A 23,812-nucleotide genomic window follows, 5' to 3' on the forward strand; every position below is an offset into this window, starting at 1 on the left:
CCGCCGACGGGCCGTCGGCAAAGGGGGCGGTGGGGCGGGCGTAGCGTAGGTGTATGTCGAAGTACGGATCGTTTCCCGGTACGCGGCCCCGCCGGCTTCGTACGACGCCCGTGATGCGGCGGATGGTGGCCGAGACGCGGCTGCATCCCGCGGACTTCATCCTGCCCGCGTTCGTGCGGGAGGGTGTGAGCGCGCCGGTGCCGATCACGGCGATGCCGGGGGTCGTGCAGCACACGCGGGACAGTCTGAAGAAGGCCGCCGCGGAGGCCGTCGAGGCCGGGGTCTCCGGGATCATGCTGTTCGGGGTGCCGGAGGACGACAAGAAGGACGCGCTCGGCACGCCGGGGACCGATCCCGACGGGATCCTGCAGGTCGCCATCCGTGACGTGCGGGCCGAGGTCGGGGACGAGTTGCTCGTCATGTCCGATCTCTGTCTCGACGAGACCACCGATCACGGGCACTGCGGGGTGCTGGACGCGCAGGGTCGCGTCGACAACGACGCGACCCTGGAGCGGTACGCGGAGATGGCCCAGGTGCAGGCCGACGCCGGAGCCCATGTGGTCGGGCCCAGCGGGATGATGGACGGCCAGATCGGGGTCGTCCGGGACGCGCTCGACCGGATCGGGCGCGAGGACGTCGCCGTCCTCGCCTACACCGCCAAGTACGCCTCCGCGTTCTACGGGCCCTTCCGGGAGGCCGTCGCCTCCTCGCTGAAGGGGGACCGCAAGACCTACCAGCAGGATCCGGCGAACACCCGGGAGTCGCTGCGGGAGCTGGCCCTCGATCTTCAGGAGGGCGCCGACATGGTGATGGTGAAGCCGGCCGGTCCCTACCTCGACATCCTCGCGCGGGTCGCGGACGCCGTGGACGTGCCGGTCGCCGCCTACCAGATCTCCGGGGAGTACTCGATGGTCGAGGCCGCCGCCGAGAAGGGGTGGATCGACCGGGACCGGGCGATCCTGGAGACGCTGACGGGGATCAAGCGGGCGGGTGCGCAGAACATCCTCACGTACTGGGCCGTCGAGGCGGCTCGTATGGTGCGCTGAGGCGCCTCGACGGCCCGGTTCGTGCTGTTCCGCTGCCCGGGCTCAGTACATGAGGGCGTCGTCCATCGACGACTGCCAGTAGGTGACGGTCAGGGAGCTGTCGTAGTAGACGCCCTTGGCCGGCAGGGCGGGGGCGGCGACGGCGCCGCCGTTGCTGCCCGCCTTCTTGCCCTGGAAGCCGATGGTGACCTTCTTGGCCGTGGTGCCGTTCTGGCCGCTGCCGTCGGCGGAGGAGAGAAGGACGCCCGCGTAGCCGGATTCGCCGGGGGCGAGGGTCACCACCGCCTGGGGCTGGAACTCCTCGAAGACGGCCGGGGCCCACTGGGCCTGGTCGAAGCGGACCGTCGGGTAGTAGTAGAGGTCGCAGTACTTCGAGCCGGTGTTCTTGACGGTGACCAGCAGGTGGTTGATCGGGCGGGGCGCCGGCTTCGCGGTGACCGTGGTGTTGGAGCCGTTGCAGGTGACGCGGTTGGCGGGGTCCCACGGGTCGGACGCGGCGGACTTGCCGGTGCCGGTGCCCGTCTTCGAGGAGGCCTGGTCGGTCGTCGCCGTGCCGCCGGCGGAGGAGCCCGAGCCGCCGGCGGTGGAGCCGGTGCCGCCCGTGGTCGTCGCGGTGCCGCCGGTCGTGGAGCCCGAGCCGCCTGTGGAACCGGAGGTCTGCGAGGTCGACGTGGAGTCGCTCGCACGGCCCTCGTCCCGGGGGCCCATGCCGTTGTCGCAGGCGGTGAGGGCGAGGGCGGCGATCGCGACGCCGGTCGCGGCGAGCAGACGGGCGGGGCGGGCCGTACGGAACGTGCGCATGATCAATTCCTTTTCGGACAAAGCCGGTTGCCGGGGCTGAGAACAAGTGGTCGAAGCCGTGCCGCTCGACCGGGTTTCCGGGAGCGGCGTGCTTGGATGACCAGAGCTTGCGGGGTGAACCGTCCCGGCCGCCACACTCGGCGGACGATCAGGGACGCTGGAATGCCCAGAACGGCTTTGACCTGGAAGAACGTCAATCCCCTGGAACGCCGGACGGGACGCGGGGGGCGTATGGGGGACGGAGGACGCTGTGTCGGGGAGTGGTGCCGGGGACGGCATGGGGGCTGAATTCGCCGAGGCGCTGAGGGAGTTGAAGGAGCGCTCGGGGCTCAGCTACGGGGTGCTCGCCAAGCGGCTCCACATGAGTACGTCGACGCTTCACCGGTACTGCAACGGGGACGCCGTGCCCGCCGACTACGCGCCCGTGGAGCGCTTGGCCCGGCTGTGCAAGGCGACGCCGGAGGAGCTGGTCGAACTGCACCGCACGTGGGTGCTCGCGGACGCGACGCGGCGGCGCAAGGGGAACGACTCCGCCGGGGCGGCCGGCGGAGCGGTGTCCACCAAGGCCGCGGCGGCCTCGGGCGCCGCGGCGGCCGAGCCGAACTCGGATACGGGGGCGGAGACCGGGGCCGGGGAGGCGGCGACCGTCGGCGCGGGGGCGGGGCGTGATGGCGCCTCGGACGGGTCCGGTGGCGCTGCGGGCGGGCCGGGTGGCGCTTCGGCCGGGTCCGGTGGCGCTGCGGGCGGGGCCGATGGCGTGACTGTGAGGCGCTCGGGGGAGGGCGCGGTGGGGGAGACGGTGATCGGGCGCGACGTCTCCGGCGGTGCGCGGAACCGGTCGCGTACCGGACAGCGTTCGCGGACGGCACTGGTGGCCGGGCTGGCGGTCGCCGCCGTGCTCGGTGCGGTCACGCTTGCCGTGGGTCTGCCGTCCGCCGGGGAGGAGGACGGGTCCGCGCGGTGGGCCGGGGACGTGTCCGTGGGGGAGAAGGAGTTCCGGGGTGAGGAGCGGGACGAACCGGGATCGGCCGTACCGTCCGGTGCCTCGCCGTCCGTCTCCGCGAGCGAGTCGGGTGCCGGGAGGCGGAAGGGAGCCGGCCGGGGGAGCGGGCCCTCCGCCGGTACGGACCCGACCCGTACGAGTGCGGCGGGCGGGGGCGGTGAGAATGCGTCCCTCCCGGCGCCGCTGTCGGTGAAGGTGGAGCCGTACACCTGGGAGTCCCCCTGCTCCCAGCGGTATCTGGCCGACCGTGCGCCGGCCGAGGTGGGGCCGCCCCCGCTGGAGCAGGACGCGGCGGCCTGGGCGTCGTCGGAGCGGGCCGTGTCCTCGGGGCAGCAGTTTCTGACGCTCACCGTGCAGGGGTCCGGCGAGGAGACCGTGGTCGTACGGAGCCTGACGGTCCGTATGGTCGACAAGCGGTCGCCCCTCGCCTGGAACGACTACGCCATGGGCTACCCCGGAGTCGGCTGCGGGGCCGGTGTCCCGACCCGGTCCTTCACGATCGCCCTGGACGCCGCGCGCCCCGACGTGAAGCCCAAGGCGGGCAGCAGGAACTTCCCGTACTCCGTCAGCGAGTCCGACCCGGAGGTCTACTACATCACCGCCGACGCCTCGGCGTACTACGTCAGTTGGTACCTGGAGCTGAAGTGGAGCAGCGGCTCCCGCAGCGGCACGCTGACGCTGAACGACGACGGTGCGCCGTTCCGCACGAGCGGCAACAACGGGCGTCCGGCGTACGAGTATCCGCTGGGCGGGCCGAAGTGGGTCAAGGAGGGGACGACGCTGGGCGCGGACACGGAGGGGTAGGGCCGGTCGGCTGCCGCTCTCAGAGGGGCGGCCCCCAGGGGGCGGTGGGCGGGCTTCCGGATCCGTGCGGCGCCAACTTGCCCTGCGGGTTAGGTTGTTGCTCATTCGATGACCCGCCCCCTTAGGGAGAGTTGCATGGCCGGCGACGCGCTCAGCCAGGACCCCGCCGAGCTGCGGAAGAGGATCGACACCACCAGGGCGCACCCGGCACGGGTCTACGACGTCTTCCTCGGCGGCAAGGACAACTACCCCGTGGACCGGGACGCGGCCGCTGCCGCGCTGGCGGCCAATCCGCGCGGCTATCTCGATGTCCGGCACAACCGGGACTTCATGCGCCGCGCGGTGACCACGCTCGCCGGGGACGAGGGCATCCGGCAGTTCCTCGACATCGGCACCGGGCTGCCGACCGCCGAGAACGTCCACCAGATCGCCCAGGAGATCGCCCCCGACAGCCGGGTCGTGTACGTCGACAACGACCCGGTGGTGCTCGCGCACGCGCGCGCGTTGCTGACGAGCGGGCCCGAGGGCGTCACGGACTACATCGACGCCGACCTGAAGTCGCCTGAGCGGATTCTTGAAGCGGCCGCGAAGACACTCGACTTCGACCGGCCGATCGCGCTGTGCCTGGTGGCGGTCCTGCACTTCGTGGAGGACGGGCAGGCCTACCCCGTGGTGCGGGAGCTGGTGGACGCGCTGCCCGCCGGGAGCCGGCTGGTCCTCAGCCATCTGACCGAGGACCTCAACCCGGCGAGCATCCGGGCCGTCCAGAAGACCTACACCGAGCGGGGGTTCACCTTCGTGCTGCGGTCCCGGGACGAGGTCGCCCGCTTCTTCGAGCAGAGCGACCTCGTGCTGGACGAGCCCGGGGTGGTGCCGGCGCACCACTGGCGGTTCGAGGGCGGCGCCCCGGTGCCGGCGGGCGTGGAACCGCATGTACTGGCCGGGATGGACGACATCGAGAAGGTCCGGTACCGGGACATCAACGACGTGACCGACGCGGACATCAACGTGTACGTGGCGACGGGACGCAAGGGGTGACGACGGCCGGCGTCCTCACCCGCCGGTGCCGAACCAGGTCTCCGCCAGTGACTCGAAGTTCTGGCGCGGCGGAGCCGGCAGGCTGCGCAGGTACCACTCCAGGTCGCTGTAGACGTGCAGAAGGGTGTACGCCATCAACTCGCGCGGGTCGAACGGTGGGTGGCCGTACGCCTCGTAGAAGAGCTTCAGCAGGGTGGGATCGGCGCGGGTCAGCAGCAGGCCCACGCTGACGAAGTCGTAGGCGGGATCGCCGACCATGGCCGGCTCGAAGTCGAAGAGTCCGGTGAGGCGCCAGCCGTCGTGCGGGTCGACGGTGAGGTGCTCGCGCATGTACTCGGTGTGCAGCAGGACCGGGCGGCGCCGGGTGTTCAGGGGCACGGAGCGCAGGAAGTCCGGGATCTGCTCCAGCCAGGGGCCCGAGAGCCCGCCGCTGAGCTGCTGTTCGACCGCCGCCGCGCGCTGTGCGGCGATGAACCTGCCCCAGTCCGTGGGCCCGGTGAGGGGGACGACCGGGGTGGCGTCCAGGGCGTGCAGGGCGGCGAGGCCCTCGGCGGCCTCGACGACGACCCGTTCCTGGTCGGCCCGGGGGATCCGGGGCCACGCCTCGTTGAGGTCCTCGCCGGGCAGCCGGGACATCAGCACATAGCGCCAGCCGTTCTTGTACTGGTCGGCCGAGTGCAACCGGGGCGTGGGGATGGGGAGTTTGCCCCACAGTATCGACAGCAGGCGGGCCTCGCGGACGGCTTCCGTCGCTTCGAAACCCGGATAGAGCTTGAGGACGAGGGCGTCGCCGACGGCGTACACCGGCAGCGAGCCCTCGGGGAAACGTACGATTCGCGCGCCTGCGAGACCGAGCTGACCGCAGAGATCCTGGGCAGCAGGTCGCAGCAGCGCCTCGTCACCGACGACTTCTCGCAACTCGTCGTTCGTGTCCACGCTGGGCAGCATGCGCGCAGCCTAGGGGGTGCGGAGCACGGTCCGCATCGCGGAAATGGTGGGTGTAGGGGGCATGCACCTGGCTAGGGTGCGGGCAGGGGCGGGATCGGACCGTCCGCGAGGGGCGAGGGAGCCGTGGGATGGGTGCCGTGGATGCCGTGCGTGCCGCGTATGACGTGGGGTTTGTCGCGAAGACGGAGGGCGGGGACGCTTCGGGGGGCCCGGCCGCGGGCGGCGGCGGGGCGGCCGTGCCTCGCTTCGCCGGACGGGTCACGGCGGTCGGGGGTTCCCCCGTTCGGGATATCCTCGCCGTCACCTCGCGTCCCGAAGTCGTCAACTTCGCGGGTGGACTGCCCGCCCCCGAGCTGTTCGACGTCGAGGGGATAGCGGCCGCCTACCGCGATGTGCTCGCCGAGTCGGCGGGGCGCGCCCTGCAGTACGCGACGACCGAGGGCGAGCCGGTGCTCCGGGATGCGCTCGCGGCGCGGTACAGGGCGCGTGGACTGCCGACCGGCGCGGACGAGGTGCTCGTCACCACCGGGTCGCAACAGGCGCTGTCGCTGCTCGCCACCGCGCTGCTGGAGCCGGGCGACGTCGTCCTGGTCGAGGATCCCTGCTATCTGGCGGCACTTCAGGCGTTCCGCTTCGCGGGGGCGCGGGTCGTGGCCGTGCCCGGCGACCGGCACGGCGTGGACCCGGCGGCGCTGGAGGACCTGGTGGCGCGGCTGCGCCCCAAGCTCTTCTACACCGTGCCCACCTTCCAGAATCCGACCGGGCGCACCCTCCCCGCCGAGCGGCGGGCGGCCATCGCCTCGGTCGCCGTCCGGCGCGGGCTGTGGATCGTCGAGGACGACCCGTACGGCGAACTCCGCTTCGAGGGCGGCCGGGTGCCGTGGATCGCCTCGTACCCGGGGGCCGAGGACCGCGCGGCGCTGCTGGGCTCCTTCTCCAAGGTGATGGCCCCCGGGATGCGGCTGGGCTGGCTGCGCGCGCCGGCAGAGCTGCGCCGGGCGTGCGCGGTCGCCAAGCAGGCGGCCGACCTGCACACCCCGACCGTCAACCAGCTGGCCGCCGCCCGCTATCTCGCCGACCGTGACCTGGACGCCCATGTCGTCCGGGTCGCCGCCGCCTACCGTGAGCGCCGCGACGCCATGCTCGACGGCCTCGCCGCGGCGCTCCCCGAGGGCTCCACCTGGAACCGTCCCGAGGGCGGCATGTTCCTCTGGGCCCGCCTCCCCGCCTCCTACGACACCGGCGCCCTGCTGCCGCGGGTCGTCGAGCAGGACGTGGCGTACGTGCCCGGCGCGCCCTTCTACGCCGGTGAGCCGGACCGGTCGACCCTGCGGCTCTGCTTCGTGACGCAGACGCCGGAGGAGATCCGGGAGGGGCTGCGGAGGCTGGGGGCGGGGTTGCGGGACTGACGCCGCCGCGTCAGTCCCACCAGAAGGACCACAGGGGCGCGCCGAGGAGGGTGCGGGCGTAGGAACCACGGGTGCCGTCGGTCGTGCCCTGCCAGATGTTGTCGGGGCAGAAGGCGAAGTGCTCGGCGGCGACGGCTTCGGCCTCGGCCTCGGTGGTGGGCGGCGCGGCGACGGAGAGGACGAGCTGGTCGAAGGTGAGGGCGACCACCCGTATCCCGAAGCGGTCCTCCCAGGAGCGCAGGACCGCGCAGAGCCTCGCCACGTCGTTCTCGTGGTTGACCGGGCCGGTCCAGCCGATCGCCGCCGGGATGTCGGCGCTGCGGCGGGCGGGCACCAGGGCGAGGCGGGGGTCCTTCAGCCGGGAGGGGTCCTCGACGAGGGCGTCGGCGGTGGTGGCGGCGAGGGCGTCGGGGTCGGCCGGGAGCCGGGCCGGGGCCTCGGTGAGGCCGGGCCAGTCGGGGTCCTCGGTGCCCGCGTACGCGTCCCAGAACTCGGCCAGGACCTCGTCGGCGTCGTGGTCGCCCGGGTAGGACGTCTCGCCGGGCATCAGCTCCCACGCCTCCGGCCCGCCCTGGCCGCCGCCGACGTCCAGGAGCACCGGGAGCAGGCCGGCCGTACGGCGTGCGGGCAGGACCGCGGCCCAGGCGCCGGGCGCGGCCGGATCGTCCGCGCACCACAACAGCGGTTCGTGCCACGGGCCGTCGTCCGTCGCGTCGATCAGCCGCCCCTGCGGAAGCGGGAGTTCAAGCCCGAGCACACGCCCGCTCGGGTCGGCCGCCAGTTGGGGCAGCGGGTTGGGAAGGGTCGCCATGCGAGCGACTGTAGGGGGAGCCACTGACAGCGGCCCGGCCGATCGCGCCGGAGCACGAGGGGCCGGGCCGCCGGGGCAGTCCGTTCGCCGTGAGCGGTCAGAGCTTGTCGGGCGTCCTGATGCCCAGCAGGGCCATGCCCCGGTGCAGGGTGCGGGCCGTCAGGTCGACCAGGAACAGGCGGTTCTCCACCTGGGCCGGGGTGTCGGCCTTGAGGACCGGGCACTGGTCGTAGAACGACGTCAGCAGGGTCGCCAGCTTGAAGAGGTACGCGGCCAGCTTGTGCGGCTCGTACGACTCCGCGACCTCGGCCACCGCCTCGCCGAACTGGTCCAGGTGCAGCCCCAACGCCCGCTCCGCCGGGGCCAGTTCCAGCTCCGGGTGGGCGGTGGGGTCGGCCTCGCCCGCCTTGCGGAGGATCGACTGGATACGGGCGTACGCGTACTGGAGGTAGACGGAGGTGTCGCCGTTGAGCGAGACCATCTGGTCCAGGTCGAACTTGTAGTCCCGTACGGCGGAGGTCGACAGGTCGGCGTACTTCACCGCGCCGATGCCGACGTACCGGCCGTTCTCGACGATCTCCTCCTCGGTCAGACCCACCTTCTCGGCCTTCTCCCGGACCACGGCCGTGGCGCGGTCGATCGCCTCGTCGAGCAGGTCGACCAGCCGGATCGTCTCGCCCTCACGGGTCTTGAACGGCTTGCCGTCCTTGCCGAGGACCGTGCCGAAGGCGAGCTGGAACGCCTTGACGTCGTCGTCGTTCAGCCAGCCCGCCCTGCGCGCGGTCTCGAAGACCATCTTGAAGTGCAGGGACTGGCGGGCGTCCACGACGTACAGCAGGGAGTTGGCCTTGAGGTGGAAGACGCGGTCCCTGATCGCGGAGAGGTCGGTCGCCGCGTAGCCGTAGCCGCCGTCGGACTTCTTGACGATCAGGGGGACCGGGTTGCCGTCCGGGCCCTTGATGTCGTCGAAGAAGACACACAGGGCGCCCTCCGAGCGGACCGCGACCCCCGACTCCTCCAGGAGGCGGCACGTCTCGTCCAGCATGTCGTTGTAACCCGACTCGCCGACGATGTCCGCGTCCCGGACCTCCATGTCCAGCTTCTCGAAGACGGAGAAGAAGTAGATCTTCGACTCGTCGACGAACTTCTGCCAGGTGGCGAGGGTGTGCGGGTCCCCCGCCTGGAGGTCGACGACCCTGCGCCGGGCCCGCGTCTTGAACTCCTCGTCGGAGTCGAACAGCTTCCGGGCGGCCTTGTAGAGGCGGTCGAGGTTCGACATCGCCTCCTCGCCGCTCACCTGGGCGTCCTTGTGGTCCAGCTCGTGCGGGTGCTCGTCCAGGTACTGGATCAGCATGCCGAACTGGGTGCCCCAGTCGCCGATGTGGTGCCTGCGGACCACGTTCTCGCCGGTGAACTCCAGGATCTGGACGACCGCGTCACCGATCACGGCGGAGCGGAGGTGGCCGACGTGCATCTCCTTGGCCACGTTCGGCTGGGCGTAGTCGATGACCGTGGTGCCCGGGTGCGCCGCGAGGGGGACGCCGAGGCGGGCGTCCGCGTCCGCGTAGCGCTCCGCGAGGTTCGTGATGATGGCCCGGTCGGTGAGGGTGATGTTGAGGAAGCCGGGGCCGGAGACCTCGATCTCCCCGATCAGCTCGCCGGACTCCACCTGGGCGACGACCTGGGCGGCCAGCTCCCTCGGGTTCGCCTTCGCCTTCTTCGCGAGGGCGAGGATCCCGTTCGCCTGGTAGTCCGCCCGGTCGCTGCGTCGCAGCAGCGGGTCCGCGTCCGCGGTCGGCAGGGTGGCCGAGAGGGCGGTCGCGAGGCGCTGGTGGACGGAGGCGGTGAGGGACGTGACCGAAGCCATCAGGGGGTGCCGTTCTCCTTGGGGTACGGGTGGATGCCGCCAGTATCCCACGGGGGGTAAAGGGGTTTTTCTTAGGCGCCTCGGGGGTGGGGGTCGGTTCGGGGGTGTGGGCGGGTGCGGGTCCGGTGGGGCTTCTCGCGCAGTTCCCCGCGCCCCTGAAAGACCAGGCCCCTGCGGGCCTGAAAGACCAGGCTTCTGCGGGCCTGAACGGCCGGGCCGCTGCGGCCTGCACGGCCAGGCTTCTGCGGGCCTGAACGGCCGGGCCGCTGCGGGTCTGAAAGACCAGGCCGCTGCGGGCCTGAACGGCCGGGCTCCCTCGGTCCTGAAAGACCAGGCTTCTGCGGGCCTGAAAGACCAGGCTTCTGCGGGCCTGAACGGCCGGGCCGCTGCGGGTCTGAAAGACCAGGCTCCCTCGGGCCTGAACGGCCGGGCCGCTACGGGCCTGCACGGCCAGGCTCCCTCGGTCCTGAAAGACCGGGCCCCTGCGGGCCTGAAAAGCATGGGGGTAGCCCCTGCTTTTCAGGGGCGCGGGGAACTGCGCGAGCAACCACGACGCACCCGCACCCGCCGACCGCACCCGCACCCCCGAGTTATTGGGCGCCCGGTTCGACCCACGGAGTGAAAGGCTGGGAGGATGGGGCCGTCGGCCGGGGACCGTACCGGCGGCCATGGACAACCTTCAGAAAAAGAGGACGTGCCGATCGTGGCTCAGAGCACCGAGACCACCGACTGGGTCTCCCGTTTCGCGGACGAGGTCATCGAGGAGTCGGAGCGTCGGGCCCCCGGCAAACCGGTCGTCGTCGCGTCCGGGCTCTCCCCCTCCGGCCCGATCCACCTCGGCAACCTCCGCGAGGTCATGACCCCGCACCTCGTCGCCGACGAGATCCGCCGCCGGGGCCACGAGGTCCGGCACCTGATCTCCTGGGACGACTACGACCGCTTCCGCAAGGTCCCGAACGGCATCGACGGCGTCGACGGCTCCTGGGCCGAGCACATCGGCAAGCCGCTCACCTCCGTGCCCGCCCCGCCCGGCTCCGCCCACCCCGACTGGGCCGAGCACTTCAAGGCGGCGATGACCGCCGCGCTCGCCGAGATGGGCGTCGAGTTCGACGGGATCAGCCAGACCGAGCAGTACACCTCCGGCGTGTACCGCGAGCAGATCCTGCACGCCATGCGGCACCGCGGCGACATCGACGCGATCCTCGACCAGTACCGCACCAAGAAGGCCCCGGCCAAGAAGCAGCAGGCGCAGAAGCCGGTGGACGAGGCGGAGCTGGAGGCCGCCGAGGGCTCCGGCGCCGCCGGTGAGGACGACGGCAGCTCCGGCAGCGCCGGGTACTTCCCGTACAAGCCCTACTGCGGGAGCTGCGGCAAGGACCTCACCACCGTCACCGCCTACGACGACGACACCACCGAGCTGACCTACACCTGCACCGCCTGCGGCTTCTCCGAGACCGTCGCGCTGAACGAGTTCAACCGCGGCAAGCTCGTCTGGAAGGTCGACTGGCCGATGCGGTGGGCGTACGAGGGCGTCGTCTTCGAGCCGAGCGGGGTCGACCACTCCTCGCCCGGGTCCAGCTTCCAGGTCGGCGGCCAGATCGTCGGGATCTTCGGCGGCAAGCAGCCGATCGGCCCGATGTACGCCTTCGTCGGCATCTCCGGCATGGCCAAGATGTCGTCGTCGAAGGGGGGCGTGCCGACCCCCGCCGACGCGCTGAAGATCATGGAGCCGCAGCTGCTGCGCTGGCTCTACGCCCGCCGCCGGCCCAACCAGTCCTTCAAGATCGCCTTCGACCAGGAGATCCAGCGGCTCTACGACGAGTGGGACAAGCTCGACGCCAAGGTCGCGGACGGCTCCGCCCTGCCCGGCGACGTGGCCGCCCACGCGCGCGCGGTGCGCACCGCCGCCGGTGAGCTGCCGCGCACGCCCCGCCCGATGCCGTACCGGACCCTCGCGTCCGTCGCCGACATCACCGCGGGCGCCGAGGACCAGACCCTGCGCATCCTCAGCGAACTCGACCCCACCGACCCGCTGTCCAGCCTCGACGAGGTACGGCCGCGGCTGGACAGGGCCGAGGCGTGGATCAACACGCAGGTTCCCGCCGACCAGCGGACCATCGTGCGCGCGGAGGCCGACGGTGAGCTGCTGAAGTCGCTCGACGAGCCGTCCCGGCAGTCGCTGCGGCTGCTCCTCGACGGGCTCGCCGAGCACTGGTCCCTGGACGGGCTCACGCATCTCGTCTACGGCGTGCCCAAGGTGCAGGCCGGGTTCGCGGCGGACGCCACGCCCAAGGAACTGCCGGCGGAGATCAAGACGGCCCAGCGGTCGTTCTTCGCGTTGCTGTACCACCTGCTCGTGGGCCGGGACACGGGTCCGCGACTGCCCACGCTGCTGCTGGCGGTGGGGCAGGAGCGGGTGCGGGCCCTGCTCGGGGAGTAAGGCCGCGTCCCGGCAGTCCTGGCACACAGCAGTGCGCGGCAGTGCGCGGCAGCGCTCCGTGACGCCGTGGTGCGTCGTGCCACGGCTTGCTGCGAGAAGGGGGCGCCCGGTGATCATCACCGGGCGCCCCCTTCGTCATGTCCCGGTCGCCACCCGCCTGTTGTCGCGGGAGGCGGACGGTCGTCGTCGCGGGAGTCGGACAGCCGTTCTGCGGAAACAGTCCCGATCATCACGCATCACCCGTACGCTACGAATCGGCGGTCACTTCCGGGTCGTGCCGTCATGTCTCCTCGCAGCAACTCCGCCTCACGGGTCGGTCACTCCCGGTCAGGATGGTTCGGGTGCCGTCCCGCAGACGTCAACGGGAAGCCATGTCTGTCACGCCAGATCCCCTGTGCCGCGTCGTCATCACCTACTCCCGTGCGGAACAGCACCACCGGAAGACCTTCCGCAGGCATGTGGCGGACCTCGAACGAAGCGGCGTCGAGTTCTTCGACGACCAGGACATCCCGCCGGGCGCCCCGTGGGAGGCCACCCTCTTCGGCAAACTGGAGTCCGCCGACATCATCGTGCTGCTCCTGTCGTCGAACTACGTCTCGTCCGACTTCTGCATGGAGCAGGAGGTGCCGCGGGCGCTGCGGCGGTGGAAGGCCGGGGAATGCCGGGTCTTCCCGGTGAATGTCGCGCCTTTCGACCTGACGGAGCGCTCCCCCCTGCGGCAACTCCAGTGGATCCCCAGCGGCAGATCCGTCACGGAACAGGGAGCCGCCGCGGCGAGGGAGTGGCGACGGGTGGCTCAGGAGCTGCGGAAACTGGTCGAGGGGCTGGGCGGCGCCACCGGCAAAGCGGCGTCCGCGGCGGGCCCGGCCGCCGCCCCGACGCCCGCGGCGAACCCGGCGTCCTACGCGCCCGGTGCCGGAGGGAAGGCGTCCGGACACAGGCCGCCCACCGTGACGAACAGCGTCGAGGGAAGCATCGTGTCCGGCACCGTCGTGCAGGCAGGTGAGATCGCGGGGAACGTGATCATCGGTTCCCCGCAGCGTCCCCCGGCCGACGGGCCCGGCAGTTGACCTCGTCCTCACCCGTCCAGAACATCGTCGTCGACAGCACGATCGGGACCCTGGTCCAGATCGGTGTGATCAACGGACCGTCCGTCCTCCAGTTCGTCCAGCAGGCCCCCTTACCGGTCGAGGCGCTGGAGCTGGCCGCCCAGACGCTGGCCAAGAACGTGTTCCGGCAGTGGCGCGAGGAGGCCAACGCCTGGGACATCGCCAAGCCGGAGCCGATACGGGTGCGCTGGAGAGCCAGTTGGCCCGACGCCGACCACCCGTACAACGTCGGCGGTGAGGTGGCGGGGCAGGGCGACCGGGTCGGCACCATGGCCGAGGCGTTCCTGGCGCTCCGGCAGCGGCGCCTGGTCGTACTGGGCGAGGCCGGAGCGGGCAAGACGACCCTGGCGGTCCTGCTGACGCTGGACCTGCTGACCCGTCGGCTCCGGGGGGCCGACGGCGGGCCGGTGCCGGTGTTCCTCTCCCTGGAGACCTGGCAGGCCGAGCGCGATCATCTGCGTACCTGGCTGGCGCGGCGCATCGCCGAGGACCACCCCGGCCTGCCGCGGGTCGACGGCCGCCATCCGGCCGAGCGTCTGGTCTCCGACGGCCTGATCCTGCCCGTACTGGACGGGCTGGACGAACTGCCCGCGCATCGGCGGGCCTTCGCCGTCGAAGCCCTCAACCACGCGCTGAGGGACGGCGACCCGCTGATCCTCACCTCTCGCACCGCCGAATACCGTGACGTACTGCGGGACATGCGCGGCATCTCCGCCGCCGCGGTCGTCGAGGCACTGCCGGTCCGCGGCCAGGACGCGGTCGCCTACCTGGAGAGCGGCACCTCACCCCTCCATCTGGACCGCTGGCGGCCGGTCTTCGAGGAACTGCGGGAAAGCCCGCCCGAGCCGGTCGCTCTCGCGCTGTCGAACCCCCTGATGCTCTGGCTGGCCCGCCGCGGGTACGCACAACCGCACACCAACCCGGCGGAGTTGACCGACACGACGCGGCTGCCCACCTCCTCCTCGATCGAGGAACACCTGCTGGAGCACATCGTGCCCGCCGTCTTCAGCCCGCTGCCGCACGCTCCGGACCGGCTGCACGCCCCCGGCGCCTGGGACCCCGTCCGCGCCCGACGCCACCTGGCGTTCCTGGCGGCCTTCCTCACCGACCGCCATCGGACCGGGTTCGCGTGGTGGCGGTTGCACCATCACCCCCTGGTGCGTGTCCTCACCGTGCTCGTCGTGCCGGCGCTGTGTGCGGTGACCGCCTGGATCGTCGGGGCGTCGGGCGCGGTCCTCGACCGCTCCGGGTCCGCGTCGGACCTGGCGCGAGCCGGGGCGGAACTGCCCTTCGCCACGGCACTGGTGCTCACGGGGTTGCTCCTGCTGTTCCAGAGGCTGTGGTTCAGGCGCCGCGACGGGCGGCCACGGCGGCTGGCGAACCCGTTCCGGTTGGGCGCCGCCCTTCGTTCGGCCGGCCGGGCCACCTCGCTGGGCAGGGCCCTGAAGGCCGCCTCCGTGGTGGCCCTGCCGACGCTGGTGCTGTCGGGGTGGGCGCTGACGACACCGTTCGCGGCACCGCTCGTGGCGATGGCCGTGTGCTCCACGCTCCTTTCGCCCCTCCTGCTCGTGGCGATCTCCGCACCGTCGGACACCGAGGACGCGAACAGCCCCGACGAACTGCTGCGGGACGAACGCAGGGCCCTGGTGTGCTCGCTGGTCACGGTCGCCCCGCTCATCGGCGTGGGACAGGGCGCCATGGACTGGCTGCTGCCCGAGGTGTCGGGCGCCGGGGTGGTGTGGGCGCTGCTCGGCTGGTTCGGCGCGGCCGTGGTGCTCGTGCCGTTCAGCCCGTGGAGCAGATGGCTGCTGGCGAAGGCGTCCCTGGCGGCACTGGACCGGGTGCCGTGGTCGCTGATGGAGTTCCTGCGCCACGCGCACCGAGCCGGACTGCTGCAACGCTCCGGCGGCGTCTACCGGTTCCGCAACCAGCGACTCCAGGAGCACTTCTCGCGGCGCGACGGACGAGGCGGACGCGACGGGCCTGGTGGGCGCGACAAGCATGACGGACGAGGCGGACGAGGCGGACGCGACAGGCGTGGCGGAAGCGACAGGCGTGCCCGGCGCGACGGACACGCCTCGGCGCGGAGTTCCCGGAACCCCGCCCCGCGGGAAGCGACCCCCACCGGTCGCCACGTCTTCTCCGTGACCCGGCGGGGGTACGGGAAGCCGCTGATCGCACCCGGGCGGTCGCTCTTCGACGCCGAACAGGAACCCCTGGCGGGGCGGCCCAACTGGGCGGTGCGGGAGGACGAGCACGGGTTCCGCGCGTGGGGACGCCACCGGGGTCTCGTGCTGGGGCACTGGAACACGGTGGCCCTGGCCGCCCCTCTCCATTTCGTCCTCTTCGCCGCGTACGGAGACTGGCGCACCGGGTTCCGGTTCGTGCTGTTCTGGCTCGCGGTAGGTGTGGCCGTGACACTCAGCGGCCTGCTGCGAAGACCACTGACGCTTGATCTTCAGCTGACGCACGACCGCCTGACCTATACGGTGGGCCGTCACCAGGGCGTCGTCCCCTGGCGTGACACCGCGCGCGTCGAGGTGTCCAAGCTGTCCCACCGGGGCTGGAAGGGCGCCACCTACGGCGTCGTGATCACCCTGTATCCCGGGGTGCCCAGCCCTCACCGGAAGCTCCGGGTGGGCGAGCGACGCTACGTCGTCCTGCCGCTGATGTCGCTGAGTCCCGCGGTACCGGCCGATCTGGGAGCGGCCCTGGCACGGTTCGCGGGTGCCCGCTGGCCCGCATCCGGCCCGGCCTCATCGGCCCCGGGCGAACCCTAGGCGAGTCCCGGCACTCCAGCCGGACTAGGCGATGTGGTCCTCTTCCAGCTCCGCCGTGTGACGGTTGGTGAAACGGTTCACCATGCGCTTCGACTCCTCGGCGGGAAGGGTGACGCCGAACTCGGCCTCCACGTTGTCGATCAACTCACGCGGCGTCGGATAGCTGCCGTTGATCGACTTCTTGAAGACCTGGTAGTACGACTCCTCGTCCGGGGCGGCCGGCTCCGGGGGGCCACCGCCTTCGCCCAGCTCACGGGTGCGGCCGGGGCCGGCCGGGATGGGGAAGCTGCCGGTCTCCTCCGGGGAGGGTTCCGGGGAGGCCTGCTGCTCGGCGTTCCGGAGGTCGGGTGCCTCGAACCGCTGCTGCTGCTGGTAGCGGGGGTCACGGGGGTCCGGCTCGAACTGCTGGTACCCCGGGTACTGCTGGTACTGGTCCGGGGCCTGCTCCTCGTACCACTCCTCGTACTGTTCCTCGGGGTCGTACGAGGGGTCGTAGCCACCCTGGTAGGGGACCTCCTGGGGGTGGCGGGCGTGGAGCCAGGGGCTCTCGTCGACCGGAGGTTCCTGCTCGGCGCGCGCCGGTGCGTGCTGCTCGGCGTACTCCGGGTGCTGCTCGGTGGGGGCGCTCTCCAGCTGGGGGCGCTGTTCGCCGGGAGGCGCCGCCGCGGTCGCACGGGCCGTGCCGGGACGGACATCCGCGGCCGGGGTGATCTCCGCCGGCGGCAGCACCGCGGGCTCTATGCCCGCCGCCGCCAGGCCCGCCGGGGCCGTTTCCGCCAGGGGGACGCCGTAGCGCGCGAGGCGCAGCGGCATCAGGGACTCCACCGGGGCCTTGCGGCGCCAGGCCCGGCCGAAGCGGGAGCGGAGGCGGGCCTGGTAGACGAGACGTTCCTGCTCCAGCTTGATGACCTGCTCGTAGGAGCGCAGCTCCCACAGCTTCATACGGCGCCACAGCAGGAACGTGGGCACGGGGGAGAGGACCCACCGGGTGAGGCGGACGCCCTCCATGTGCTTGTCGGCGGTGATGTCGGCGATCCGGCCGACCGCGTGCCTGGCCGCCTCGACCGAGACGACGAACAGGATCGGGATCACCGAGTGCATGCCCACGCCCAGCGGGTCCGGCCAGGCCGCCGCGCCGTTGAACGCGATCGTCGCCGCCGTCAGCAGCCACGCCGTCTGGCGGAGCAGGGGGAAGGGGATGCGGATCCAGGTCAGCAGGAGGTCCAGGGCCAGCAGGACGCAGATACCCGCGTCGATGCCGATCGGGAAGACATAGCTGAAGTTCCCGAAGCCCTTCTGGAGGGCCAGCTCGCGCACCGCCGCGTAGGAACCCGCGAAGCCGATCCCGGCGATGATGACGGCGCCGAACACGACCACGCCGATGAGAACGCGGTGCATTCGAGTCAGCTGCATTGGCGCGGCCACCCGTACTCCCCTCCCCTTGCGTGTTGTTGCGCGCAACAGAGTGGCACATACGTACGTCGAACGGATTGCCGGAGGCTCTGCGCAGCCCGACCCCCCTGGGGGCCGGGCTCCGGTGAAACCGCAGGTGGAACGAGGCTACGACTTGGTCTTCCGGGTGCCGGACGAGGACGAACCCGAGTCCGAATCGGAATCCGAGCCACCACCCGAGTCGGAACTCACATCCGCGCCCGACCCGCCGGACGACGACGACTTCGTCGCGTCCTTCGAGGGAGCCTTGGAGGCGTCCTTCGAGGGCGTCTTCGAAGCGCTCTTCGACGGGGACGCCGACGCGTCCGTGCCGTCGTTCGCGTCCTCGATCGCCTCCACGGCCTCCTCGGCGGCGGACTTCGCGGACTTCAGCAGCGCGGCCGGGTCCGGGGTCTTGTCGCCGGCCAGACCGGCACCGTTGTAGTCGAGCGTGATGACCACGTTCGCCGTGCGCACCACGATCGTCTGCTGCTTGAAGGTGTCGCCGTCCTTCTTCAGGTCGTACTTGACCACCGTCGCCTGGTCGCCCGTGCCCGTCAGCGGCTCCGTCTTGACGTTCTTCGCCCCGTCCACGGCCTTCGCCGCGGTCACCTTCGACTCGAACGCCTTGGCCGCGCGGTCCTCACCGGGGCCGTTCGCCTCGTCCGAGGCCAGCAGGTGCAGCGACACGCTCAGCCAGCGGTACTGGGAGCCGTCCACGCCGTTGTTGTCGAGGCTGATCCAGCGGCAGTCGCCGGTCACGTTCGCCTCGGCCTTGTTGATGGCCTTCCCGGACTTCACGCCCTTCGGCACCACCGACTTCAGCGTCTTGTCGGAGAACACCTCGCACGCGTCCGGCAGCGAGGCGTACTTCCCCGCGACCACCTCGGGCGTGGCACTCTCCGTCGCCGACCGGTCCAGCCCCGCCGGGGTGTCGTCACCGGAGGCGCTGTCCGAGCCGGAGTCCGACGAACAGCCGACCGCCAGCAGCATCACCGGCACGACCGCCGCGCCGACGAGGACCCGGGCCCGGCCCGGACGCCCGAGGTGTCCGACGCGCGTCATCCGCGGCGGACGCGCGACGCGCGGCGACTGATGCTGATCTGACTCTGCGGCTCGTTGCATGGTTCCTTCACAATCGGATCGGGTCTCCGAGAGGCCACCGTACGCGGTGAAGAAGAAGTGCGGTTCTGAATCAGGGGGTTCACAACGCCGCCCGAATCACCCCCGAGCGCCCCTCAGTCGTCGAACGCGGCGGCCAGCCGGTCCGCCAGATTCCGGGCCCTGTCCTGCATTTCCTCACTGTCCGGCACCACCGTCGTGGTCGCCGGCTGCTCCTCGTACTCCACGGTCACGATCACGTTCGACGTGCGGAAGACCACAGTCACCGTCCGCTGCTTGCTCGTCCCGAGCGTGTCGTCGAGGAACGCCTCGTCGCCGAGACCGTCGAGCGTGCGGGGCAGGAGGGAGGCGGGGGTGCCGGACGGGGACGGGGAGGAGGAGCCGGCGGATGGGGAGGAGCCGGAGGGGGAGGCCGTGCGCGACGCGGAGGCGGAGGGGTTCGCCGACGGCTCGGCGGTGCCCGTTCCCGTCTGGGCGGGCTCGCCGCTCTCCTCGTCCGTCCCCTCGGTCTCCTCCTCGGAGGCGCTCGGCGTCGGCTCCGGGAGGTCGGCCGCCTCGACCTTGCCCCCGTAGACCTCCTGCGCCTTGCTGTCGTCGCTGGCCGCGTTGTCCCACGACCCGACGCGCTCGAAGTCGACGAACAGATAGTGGGTGGCGTCCGCGGACTCCACCTTCCAGCGGCACCCGGCGATGTGGTCCGTGTCGTACGTCTGTGTGGCCTCGCCCTCGTACGCCTGCTCGCGCTGGGTCGCGCCGGGGAGCTGGCGGATGCCGGGAAGGAGGGTGTCGAGGGTGGCGGTGTCGACCGAGCCGCAGGGTTCGGGGAGCGTGTCGTAGCGGCCGGGCTGGGCGACGGTCGCCGACGCGGTGACCTCGCCCGGGCGGGGGTCGTCGTCCGAACTGCCGTCGTCCGAACCCGTGCACGCGGCCAGCAGTGCCGCGAGGAGCACGGCGACGCCGGGTACGTACGCCTTCCGCTGCACGGTGGGGCTCCTCTCGACGGGGTCCCTCGGGACGCCTGCGCTGTCCTGCCTGTGGTTATTCACTTGCCGCCCGGGGGTGACCCCCGGGCACCATGTGTATCGCACGCACTGCCGTGGACGCCGGTCCGGCATCCCTTTTCACCGCCCTTGGCGCCGGTTTTGCGTTCTGAGACTTTCATCTGTTCTTCGGGGGAATGAGGACGTTTTGTCGTACGTCGAGATACCGGGCGCGAAGGTACCCATCCGCATGTGGACCGACCCCGCGTCGGTCGAGGAGGGCGCACTGCAGCAGCTCCGCAACGTCGCCACCCTCCCCTGGATCAAGGGCCTGGCCGTCATGCCGGACGTCCACTACGGCAAGGGCGCGACGGTCGGGTCCGTCATCGCGATGCGGGGGGCCGTGTGTCCCGCGGCGGTCGGTGTCGACATCGGCTGCGGAATGTCCGCCGTGAAGACCTCCCTGACGGCCAATGACCTCCCGGGCGACCTCTCCCGGCTGCGCTCGAAGATCGAGCAGGCGATTCCGGTGGGACGGGGGATGCATGACGACCCCGTCGATCCGGGACAGCTGCACGGGTTCGCGACCGGCGGGTGGGACGGCTTCTGGGGGCGCTTCGACGGGGTGGCGGACGCGGTCAAGTTCCGTCATGACCGGGCAGGGAAGCAGATGGGAACGCTCGGCGGAGGCAACCATTTTGTCGAGGTCTGCACGGATTCGACCGGCTCTGTCTGGCTGATGCTGCACTCCGGCTCCCGGAACATCGGCAAGGAGCTGGCGGAGCATCACATCGGCATCGCCCAGAAGCTCCCGCACAACCAGAACCTGGTCGACCGGGACCTCGCCGTCTTCGTCGCGGACACCCCGCAGATGGCGGCGTACCGCAACGACCTGTTCTGGGCGCAGGAGTACGCGAAGTACAACCGCTCGATCATGATGGCGCTTCTCAAGGATGTCGTGCGCAAGGAGTTCAAGAAGGCGAAGCCGGTCTTCGAGCCCGAGATCAGCGCGCACCACAACTACGTGGCCGAGGAGCGCTACGACGGCATGGACCTCCTGGTGACCCGTAAGGGCGCGATCCGCGCGGGCTCCGGGGAGTACGGGATCATCCCCGGCTCGATGGGCACCGGTTCGTACATCGTGAAGGGCCTCGGCAACGAGAAGGCCTTCAACTCGGCTTCGCACGGCGCCGGTCGGCGGATGAGCCGGACGGCGGCGAAGAGGCGCTTCTCGACGAAGGACCTGGAGGAGCAGACGCGGGGCGTGGAGTGCCGCAAGGACTCCGGCGTCGTGGACGAGATCCCGGGTGCCTACAAGCCGATCGAGCAGGTCATCGACCAGCAGCGGGACCTGGTGCAGGTGGTGGCGAAGCTGAAGCAGGTCGTGTGCGTGAAGGGCTGAAACCCCGCCGCGACCAGGACCGCTCCCGATGAAGGCCCCCGGCCCCGTGCGAGGCTGACGGCATGGTCATCGCCCGCTCCGCCGCCCTGTTCGTGCTTGCCGCGCTGTTCGAGATCGGTGGGGCCTGGCTGGTGTGGCAGGGGGTGCGGGAGCATCGCGGGTGGGTGTGGATCGGGGCGGGGGTCGTCGCGCTGGGGGCGTACGGGTTCGTGGCGACGTTCCAGCCGGACGCGCACTTCGGGCGGATCCTCGCCGCGTACGGCGGGATCTTCGTGGCCGGGTCGATCGCCTGGGGGATGGTCGCCGACGGCTACCGGCCCGACCGCTGGGACGTGTCGGGCGCGTTGATCTGCCTCGCGGGCATGGCGGTGATCATGTACGCGCCGCGGGGCGGGTGACGGCGGACGGGCGCCGCTACGACGGCTGGGCGCCGCTACGACGGCTGGGCGCCGCTACGACGGCTGGGCGCCGCTACGACGGCTGGGCCAGCTCCTCCGGCAGCAGGCCGAGCTGGTTCAGGAAGTCCAGCTGGTCGAAGTAGAGCCGGTAGCTGGTGATCTGCCCGTCCCGGACGGTGGCGAAGTCCACGCCGCGCATCCTGATGTCCCGCTGGGTCGCGGGGAGGGTCGTCCCGTCGGGGAACGCCATCGGGCCGGTGTTCCTGCCGCTGAAGATTCCCTCGTCGATGGCGGTGTCGCCGACCTCGAACGAGGCGAGGGACTCGTATCTGGCCTCGGGCACGGCATCCGTCATCTGCCGCCAGTACTCGCCGATGGCGTCCCGGCCGTGGAGTTCTCCGCCGTCGGGGGTGTGGGCGACCGCGTCCTCCGCGAAGAGGTTCGCGAGGGTCTTCGGGTCCTGGTGTGTGGTGAGCGCCTCGGTGAGCTGGTCCATCAGCTCGCGCGCCTGTCCCATGATCCACCTCCTGTGCAGGGGATCACCCGTCTCATTGTCTCACCGCCCGCCTATCCTGGCCGGGCGAAGACCGTTCGATTCCGTACCGCCCCAGGAGCAGCTCATGGCCACCGCCGCACCGTCCGCCGCCTCCCGCATCGCCGTCGTCACCGGTGCGAGCGGCGGGATCGGCGCCGCCACGGCCCGGCAGCTCGCCGCCGCGGGGTACCGCGTGGTGCTGACCGCGCGCCGCAAGGACCGTATCGAGGCGCTGGCCGAGGAGATCAACGACGGGGGCGGGCAGGCCACCGCGTACCCCCTGGACGTCACGGACCGTGCGGCGGTGGACGAGTTCGCGTCCGCGTTCAAGAAGATCGGTGTGCTGGTCAACAACGCGGGTGGCGCGCTCGGCGCCGATCCGGTGGCGACCGGCGACCCGGCCGACTGGCGCACGATGTACGAGACGAACGTCATCGGCACGCTCCATGTCACCCAGGCCCTGCTGCCCGCGCTGACCGCCAGCGGTGACGGCACGGTGGTCGTGGTGTCGTCGACGGCCGGGCACGGGACGTACGAGGGCGGCGGGGGCTATGTCGCCGCCAAGCACGGCGCGCACGTCCTCGCCGAGACGCTGCGGCTGGAGATCGTCGGCACGCCGGTCCGGGTCATCGAGGTCGCGCCCGGGATGGTGAAGACGGACGAGTTCGCCCTGACCCGCTTCGGCGGCGACGCGCAGAAGGCGGCGAGCGTCTACGCGGGCGTAGCGGAGCCGCTGACCGCCGACGACGTCGCCGACACGATCACCTGGGCGGTCACCCGCCCCAGCCACGTCAACGTCGACCTCCTCGTCCTGCGCCCGCGCGCCCAGGCCTCCAACACCAAGGTCCACCGGGAGCTGTGATGGCACCCGAGGGCGGCCCGGCACCCGAGGGCGCCCTGACGCCCGAGAAGCGCCGCCTCGCCGAGGAGAGGAAGAACGAGCGGTACGTGTGGTGGTACCTCGCGTACTTCCTCTTCGGCATCCACATCGTCGCGTTCGTGATGATCTACGCGGTCATGCACGCGAAGTAGGCGTCACGGCCTCCGCGTACGCCGTGGGCGGGACCCCGACCGTCGTCGTGAAGGCGCGTACGAGATGGGCCTGGTCGGCGTAGCCGAGGTCGGCGGCGAGTGCCGACCAGTCCACCGCGCGGTCGGTCTCGGCGCGTTCCAGTGCTTCGTGGATGCGGTAGCGCAGGATCACCCACTTCGGCCCGACGCCCACATATGCGGCGAAGAGGCGTTGCAGCAGTCGTACGGACATGCCCTCGGCGCGCGCGAAGTCGGTGACGCGGAGGATCCTGCGGTCGGTGCGGATGCGGTCGACCAGGGCCATCGCGAGGTCCGCCCGGGGGTCGGGGCGCGGGTCGAGCCCCAGCAGGAACGCGTCGAGGGCGGCGACGCGGGCGTCCTCGTCGTCGGGCGTGAGGATCGCGGCCGGGTCGGTGTCGGGGAGTGCCTCGGGCTGTCGTACGCTCCGGCCGGTCCAGTCGGACACGGAGGTGTCCGGCGCGAACGGACGAAAGCCGCCCGGCCGGAACTGGATGCCGCAGACCCGGCCCCTGCCCTCCAGTTTCCGGGTGAAGAGGCCGAGGCCGACGCCCGAGATCTCGGCGTAGGGCTCTTGCCCCTCGTACCGCTGGAAGACGATGTTCACCGACGGGTGCGGGACGACCTGGGAGACGTACGGCTCGGGCAGGTCCCAGTCGATCAGCCAGTAGTGCTCCAGATACGGGCGGAGCGGCTCGGCGGGTTCGCGGCGGCGGAAGCGGACCCGGGCGAAGAGCTCCGGGGCGTCGACGATGCCTCGGGTGTCACGGCGTGGGGCGGCCATGAGGAGATCGTAAGGACGACCACTGACAGTGGCCCGGCTCGTGCTCTCGCCCCG

20 protein-coding genes are annotated in these 23,812 nt (G+C 71.4%); 11 read left to right on the forward strand and 9 right to left on the reverse strand.

What is annotated here, in order from left to right; all coding sequences use genetic code 11:
* The first annotated feature begins 53 nt into the window (after positions 1 to 53).
* Positions 54 to 1,046 (forward strand): porphobilinogen synthase, encoded by a 993-nt coding sequence (gene hemB / locus ACWCRJ_RS23150; RefSeq protein ID WP_450941056.1) that lies wholly within the window; start codon positions 54 to 56, stop codon positions 1,044 to 1,046.
* Positions 1,047 to 1,088: 42 nt separating this feature from the next.
* Here hemB and ACWCRJ_RS23155 read toward each other — a convergent pair whose 3' ends face one another.
* On the reverse strand, positions 1,089 to 1,847 hold the full coding sequence (locus ACWCRJ_RS23155; RefSeq protein WP_450941057.1) for a DUF4232 domain-containing protein: 759 nt from the start codon (positions 1,845 to 1,847) through the stop codon (positions 1,089 to 1,091).
* Positions 1,848 to 2,124: 277 nt separating this feature from the next.
* Between ACWCRJ_RS23155 and ACWCRJ_RS23160 the strand changes: the two genes are divergently transcribed.
* Both ACWCRJ_RS23160 and ACWCRJ_RS23165 read left to right on the forward strand, forming a co-directional pair.
* Complete coding sequence (locus tag ACWCRJ_RS23160) at positions 2,125 to 3,654, forward strand: helix-turn-helix domain-containing protein (protein ID WP_450941058.1); 1,530 nt, start codon at positions 2,125 to 2,127, stop codon at positions 3,652 to 3,654.
* A gap of 135 nt (positions 3,655 to 3,789) precedes the next feature.
* Positions 3,790 to 4,692, forward strand: a complete 903-nt coding sequence (locus ACWCRJ_RS23165; RefSeq protein WP_450941059.1) for an SAM-dependent methyltransferase — start codon at positions 3,790 to 3,792, stop codon at positions 4,690 to 4,692.
* A gap of 15 nt (positions 4,693 to 4,707) precedes the next feature.
* Here the strand turns inward: ACWCRJ_RS23165 and ACWCRJ_RS23170 are convergent, their stop codons facing one another.
* Positions 4,708 to 5,640, reverse strand: a complete 933-nt coding sequence (locus ACWCRJ_RS23170; RefSeq protein WP_450941060.1) for a phosphotransferase family protein — start codon at positions 5,638 to 5,640, stop codon at positions 4,708 to 4,710.
* A 128-nt stretch (positions 5,641 to 5,768) separates the two neighbouring features.
* Here ACWCRJ_RS23170 and ACWCRJ_RS23175 point away from each other — a divergent pair, with 128 nt between their 5' ends.
* Positions 5,769 to 7,049 carry an aminotransferase-like domain-containing protein gene (locus ACWCRJ_RS23175; RefSeq protein WP_450941061.1) on the forward strand — a complete coding sequence of 427 codons (1,281 nt, stop codon included), beginning with the start codon at positions 5,769 to 5,771 and terminating at the stop codon, positions 7,047 to 7,049.
* Positions 7,050 to 7,059: 10 nt separating this feature from the next.
* On the opposite strand, the gene ACWCRJ_RS23180 is transcribed toward ACWCRJ_RS23175, so the two are convergent.
* Positions 7,060 to 7,860 carry a DUF4253 domain-containing protein gene (locus ACWCRJ_RS23180; protein ID WP_450941062.1) on the reverse strand — a complete coding sequence of 267 codons (801 nt, stop codon included), beginning with the start codon at positions 7,858 to 7,860 and terminating at the stop codon, positions 7,060 to 7,062.
* A gap of 97 nt (positions 7,861 to 7,957) precedes the next feature.
* Positions 7,958 to 9,727 carry an arginine--tRNA ligase gene (argS, locus tag ACWCRJ_RS23185; protein ID WP_450941063.1) on the reverse strand — a complete coding sequence of 590 codons (1,770 nt, stop codon included), beginning with the start codon at positions 9,725 to 9,727 and terminating at the stop codon, positions 7,958 to 7,960.
* A 694-nt stretch (positions 9,728 to 10,421) separates the two neighbouring features.
* Here argS and lysS point away from each other — a divergent pair.
* From lysS to ACWCRJ_RS23200, 3 genes are all read left to right on the forward strand, one after another.
* Positions 10,422 to 12,167: a lysine--tRNA ligase gene (gene lysS, locus ACWCRJ_RS23190; protein ID WP_450941064.1), complete on the forward strand. Its 1,746-nt coding sequence runs from the start codon at positions 10,422 to 10,424 to the stop codon at positions 12,165 to 12,167.
* A 371-nt stretch (positions 12,168 to 12,538) separates the two neighbouring features.
* Entirely contained in the window at positions 12,539 to 13,237 is a 699-nt protein-coding gene (locus tag ACWCRJ_RS23195; RefSeq protein ID WP_450941065.1) for a toll/interleukin-1 receptor domain-containing protein, read from the forward strand.
* Positions 13,234 to 16,056, forward strand: coding sequence for an NACHT domain-containing protein (locus ACWCRJ_RS23200; protein WP_450941066.1), 2,823 nt, complete (start codon positions 13,234 to 13,236; stop codon positions 16,054 to 16,056). Before ACWCRJ_RS23195 ends, ACWCRJ_RS23200 begins: the two co-directional genes overlap by 4 nt.
* Positions 16,057 to 16,080: 24 nt before the next feature.
* Here the strand turns inward: ACWCRJ_RS23200 and ACWCRJ_RS23205 are convergent, their stop codons facing one another.
* The 3 genes from ACWCRJ_RS23205 to ACWCRJ_RS23215 all read right to left on the reverse strand — a co-directional run bounded on the left by ACWCRJ_RS23205 (position 16,081) and on the right by ACWCRJ_RS23215 (position 19,592).
* On the reverse strand, positions 16,081 to 17,454 hold the full coding sequence (locus tag ACWCRJ_RS23205) for a DUF2637 domain-containing protein (protein ID WP_450941176.1): 1,374 nt from the start codon (positions 17,452 to 17,454) through the stop codon (positions 16,081 to 16,083).
* A 162-nt stretch (positions 17,455 to 17,616) separates the two neighbouring features.
* Positions 17,617 to 18,552 (reverse strand): hypothetical protein, encoded by a 936-nt coding sequence (locus ACWCRJ_RS23210; protein WP_450941067.1) that lies wholly within the window; start codon positions 18,550 to 18,552, stop codon positions 17,617 to 17,619.
* Between the two features lie 173 nt (positions 18,553 to 18,725).
* Positions 18,726 to 19,592, reverse strand: a complete 867-nt coding sequence (locus ACWCRJ_RS23215; protein ID WP_450941068.1) for a DUF3558 domain-containing protein — start codon at positions 19,590 to 19,592, stop codon at positions 18,726 to 18,728.
* 205 nt (positions 19,593 to 19,797) lie between these two features.
* Here ACWCRJ_RS23215 and ACWCRJ_RS23220 point away from each other — a divergent pair, with 205 nt between their 5' ends.
* Both ACWCRJ_RS23220 and ACWCRJ_RS23225 read left to right on the forward strand, forming a co-directional pair.
* Entirely contained in the window at positions 19,798 to 20,991 is a 1,194-nt protein-coding gene (locus tag ACWCRJ_RS23220) for an RtcB family protein (protein WP_450941069.1), read from the forward strand.
* Between the two features lie 62 nt (positions 20,992 to 21,053).
* Positions 21,054 to 21,389, forward strand: a complete 336-nt coding sequence (locus ACWCRJ_RS23225; RefSeq protein ID WP_005476508.1) for a YnfA family protein — start codon at positions 21,054 to 21,056, stop codon at positions 21,387 to 21,389.
* Positions 21,390 to 21,462: 73 nt separating this feature from the next.
* On the opposite strand, the gene ACWCRJ_RS23230 is transcribed toward ACWCRJ_RS23225, so the two are convergent.
* Positions 21,463 to 21,906 (reverse strand): ester cyclase, encoded by a 444-nt coding sequence (locus ACWCRJ_RS23230; protein ID WP_450941070.1) that lies wholly within the window; start codon positions 21,904 to 21,906, stop codon positions 21,463 to 21,465.
* Between the two features lie 103 nt (positions 21,907 to 22,009).
* Here ACWCRJ_RS23230 and ACWCRJ_RS23235 point away from each other — a divergent pair, with 103 nt between their 5' ends.
* The gene (locus tag ACWCRJ_RS23235; RefSeq protein ID WP_450941071.1) at positions 22,010 to 22,786 is read left to right on the forward strand and encodes an SDR family NAD(P)-dependent oxidoreductase; all 777 of its coding nucleotides are present in this window, start codon (positions 22,010 to 22,012) and stop codon (positions 22,784 to 22,786) included.
* Positions 22,786 to 22,956, forward strand: a complete 171-nt coding sequence (locus ACWCRJ_RS23240) for a hypothetical protein (protein ID WP_450941072.1) — start codon at positions 22,786 to 22,788, stop codon at positions 22,954 to 22,956. Before ACWCRJ_RS23235 ends, ACWCRJ_RS23240 begins: the two co-directional genes overlap by 1 nt.
* Here the strand turns inward: ACWCRJ_RS23240 and ACWCRJ_RS23245 are convergent.
* Positions 22,940 to 23,758: a DUF6597 domain-containing transcriptional factor gene (locus tag ACWCRJ_RS23245; protein WP_450941073.1), complete on the reverse strand. Its 819-nt coding sequence runs from the start codon at positions 23,756 to 23,758 to the stop codon at positions 22,940 to 22,942. The genes ACWCRJ_RS23240 and ACWCRJ_RS23245 overlap by 17 nt on opposite strands.
* Between the last annotated feature and the right edge of the window lie 54 nt (positions 23,759 to 23,812).

The organism is Streptomyces sp. NPDC002324 (assembly GCF_053593335.1).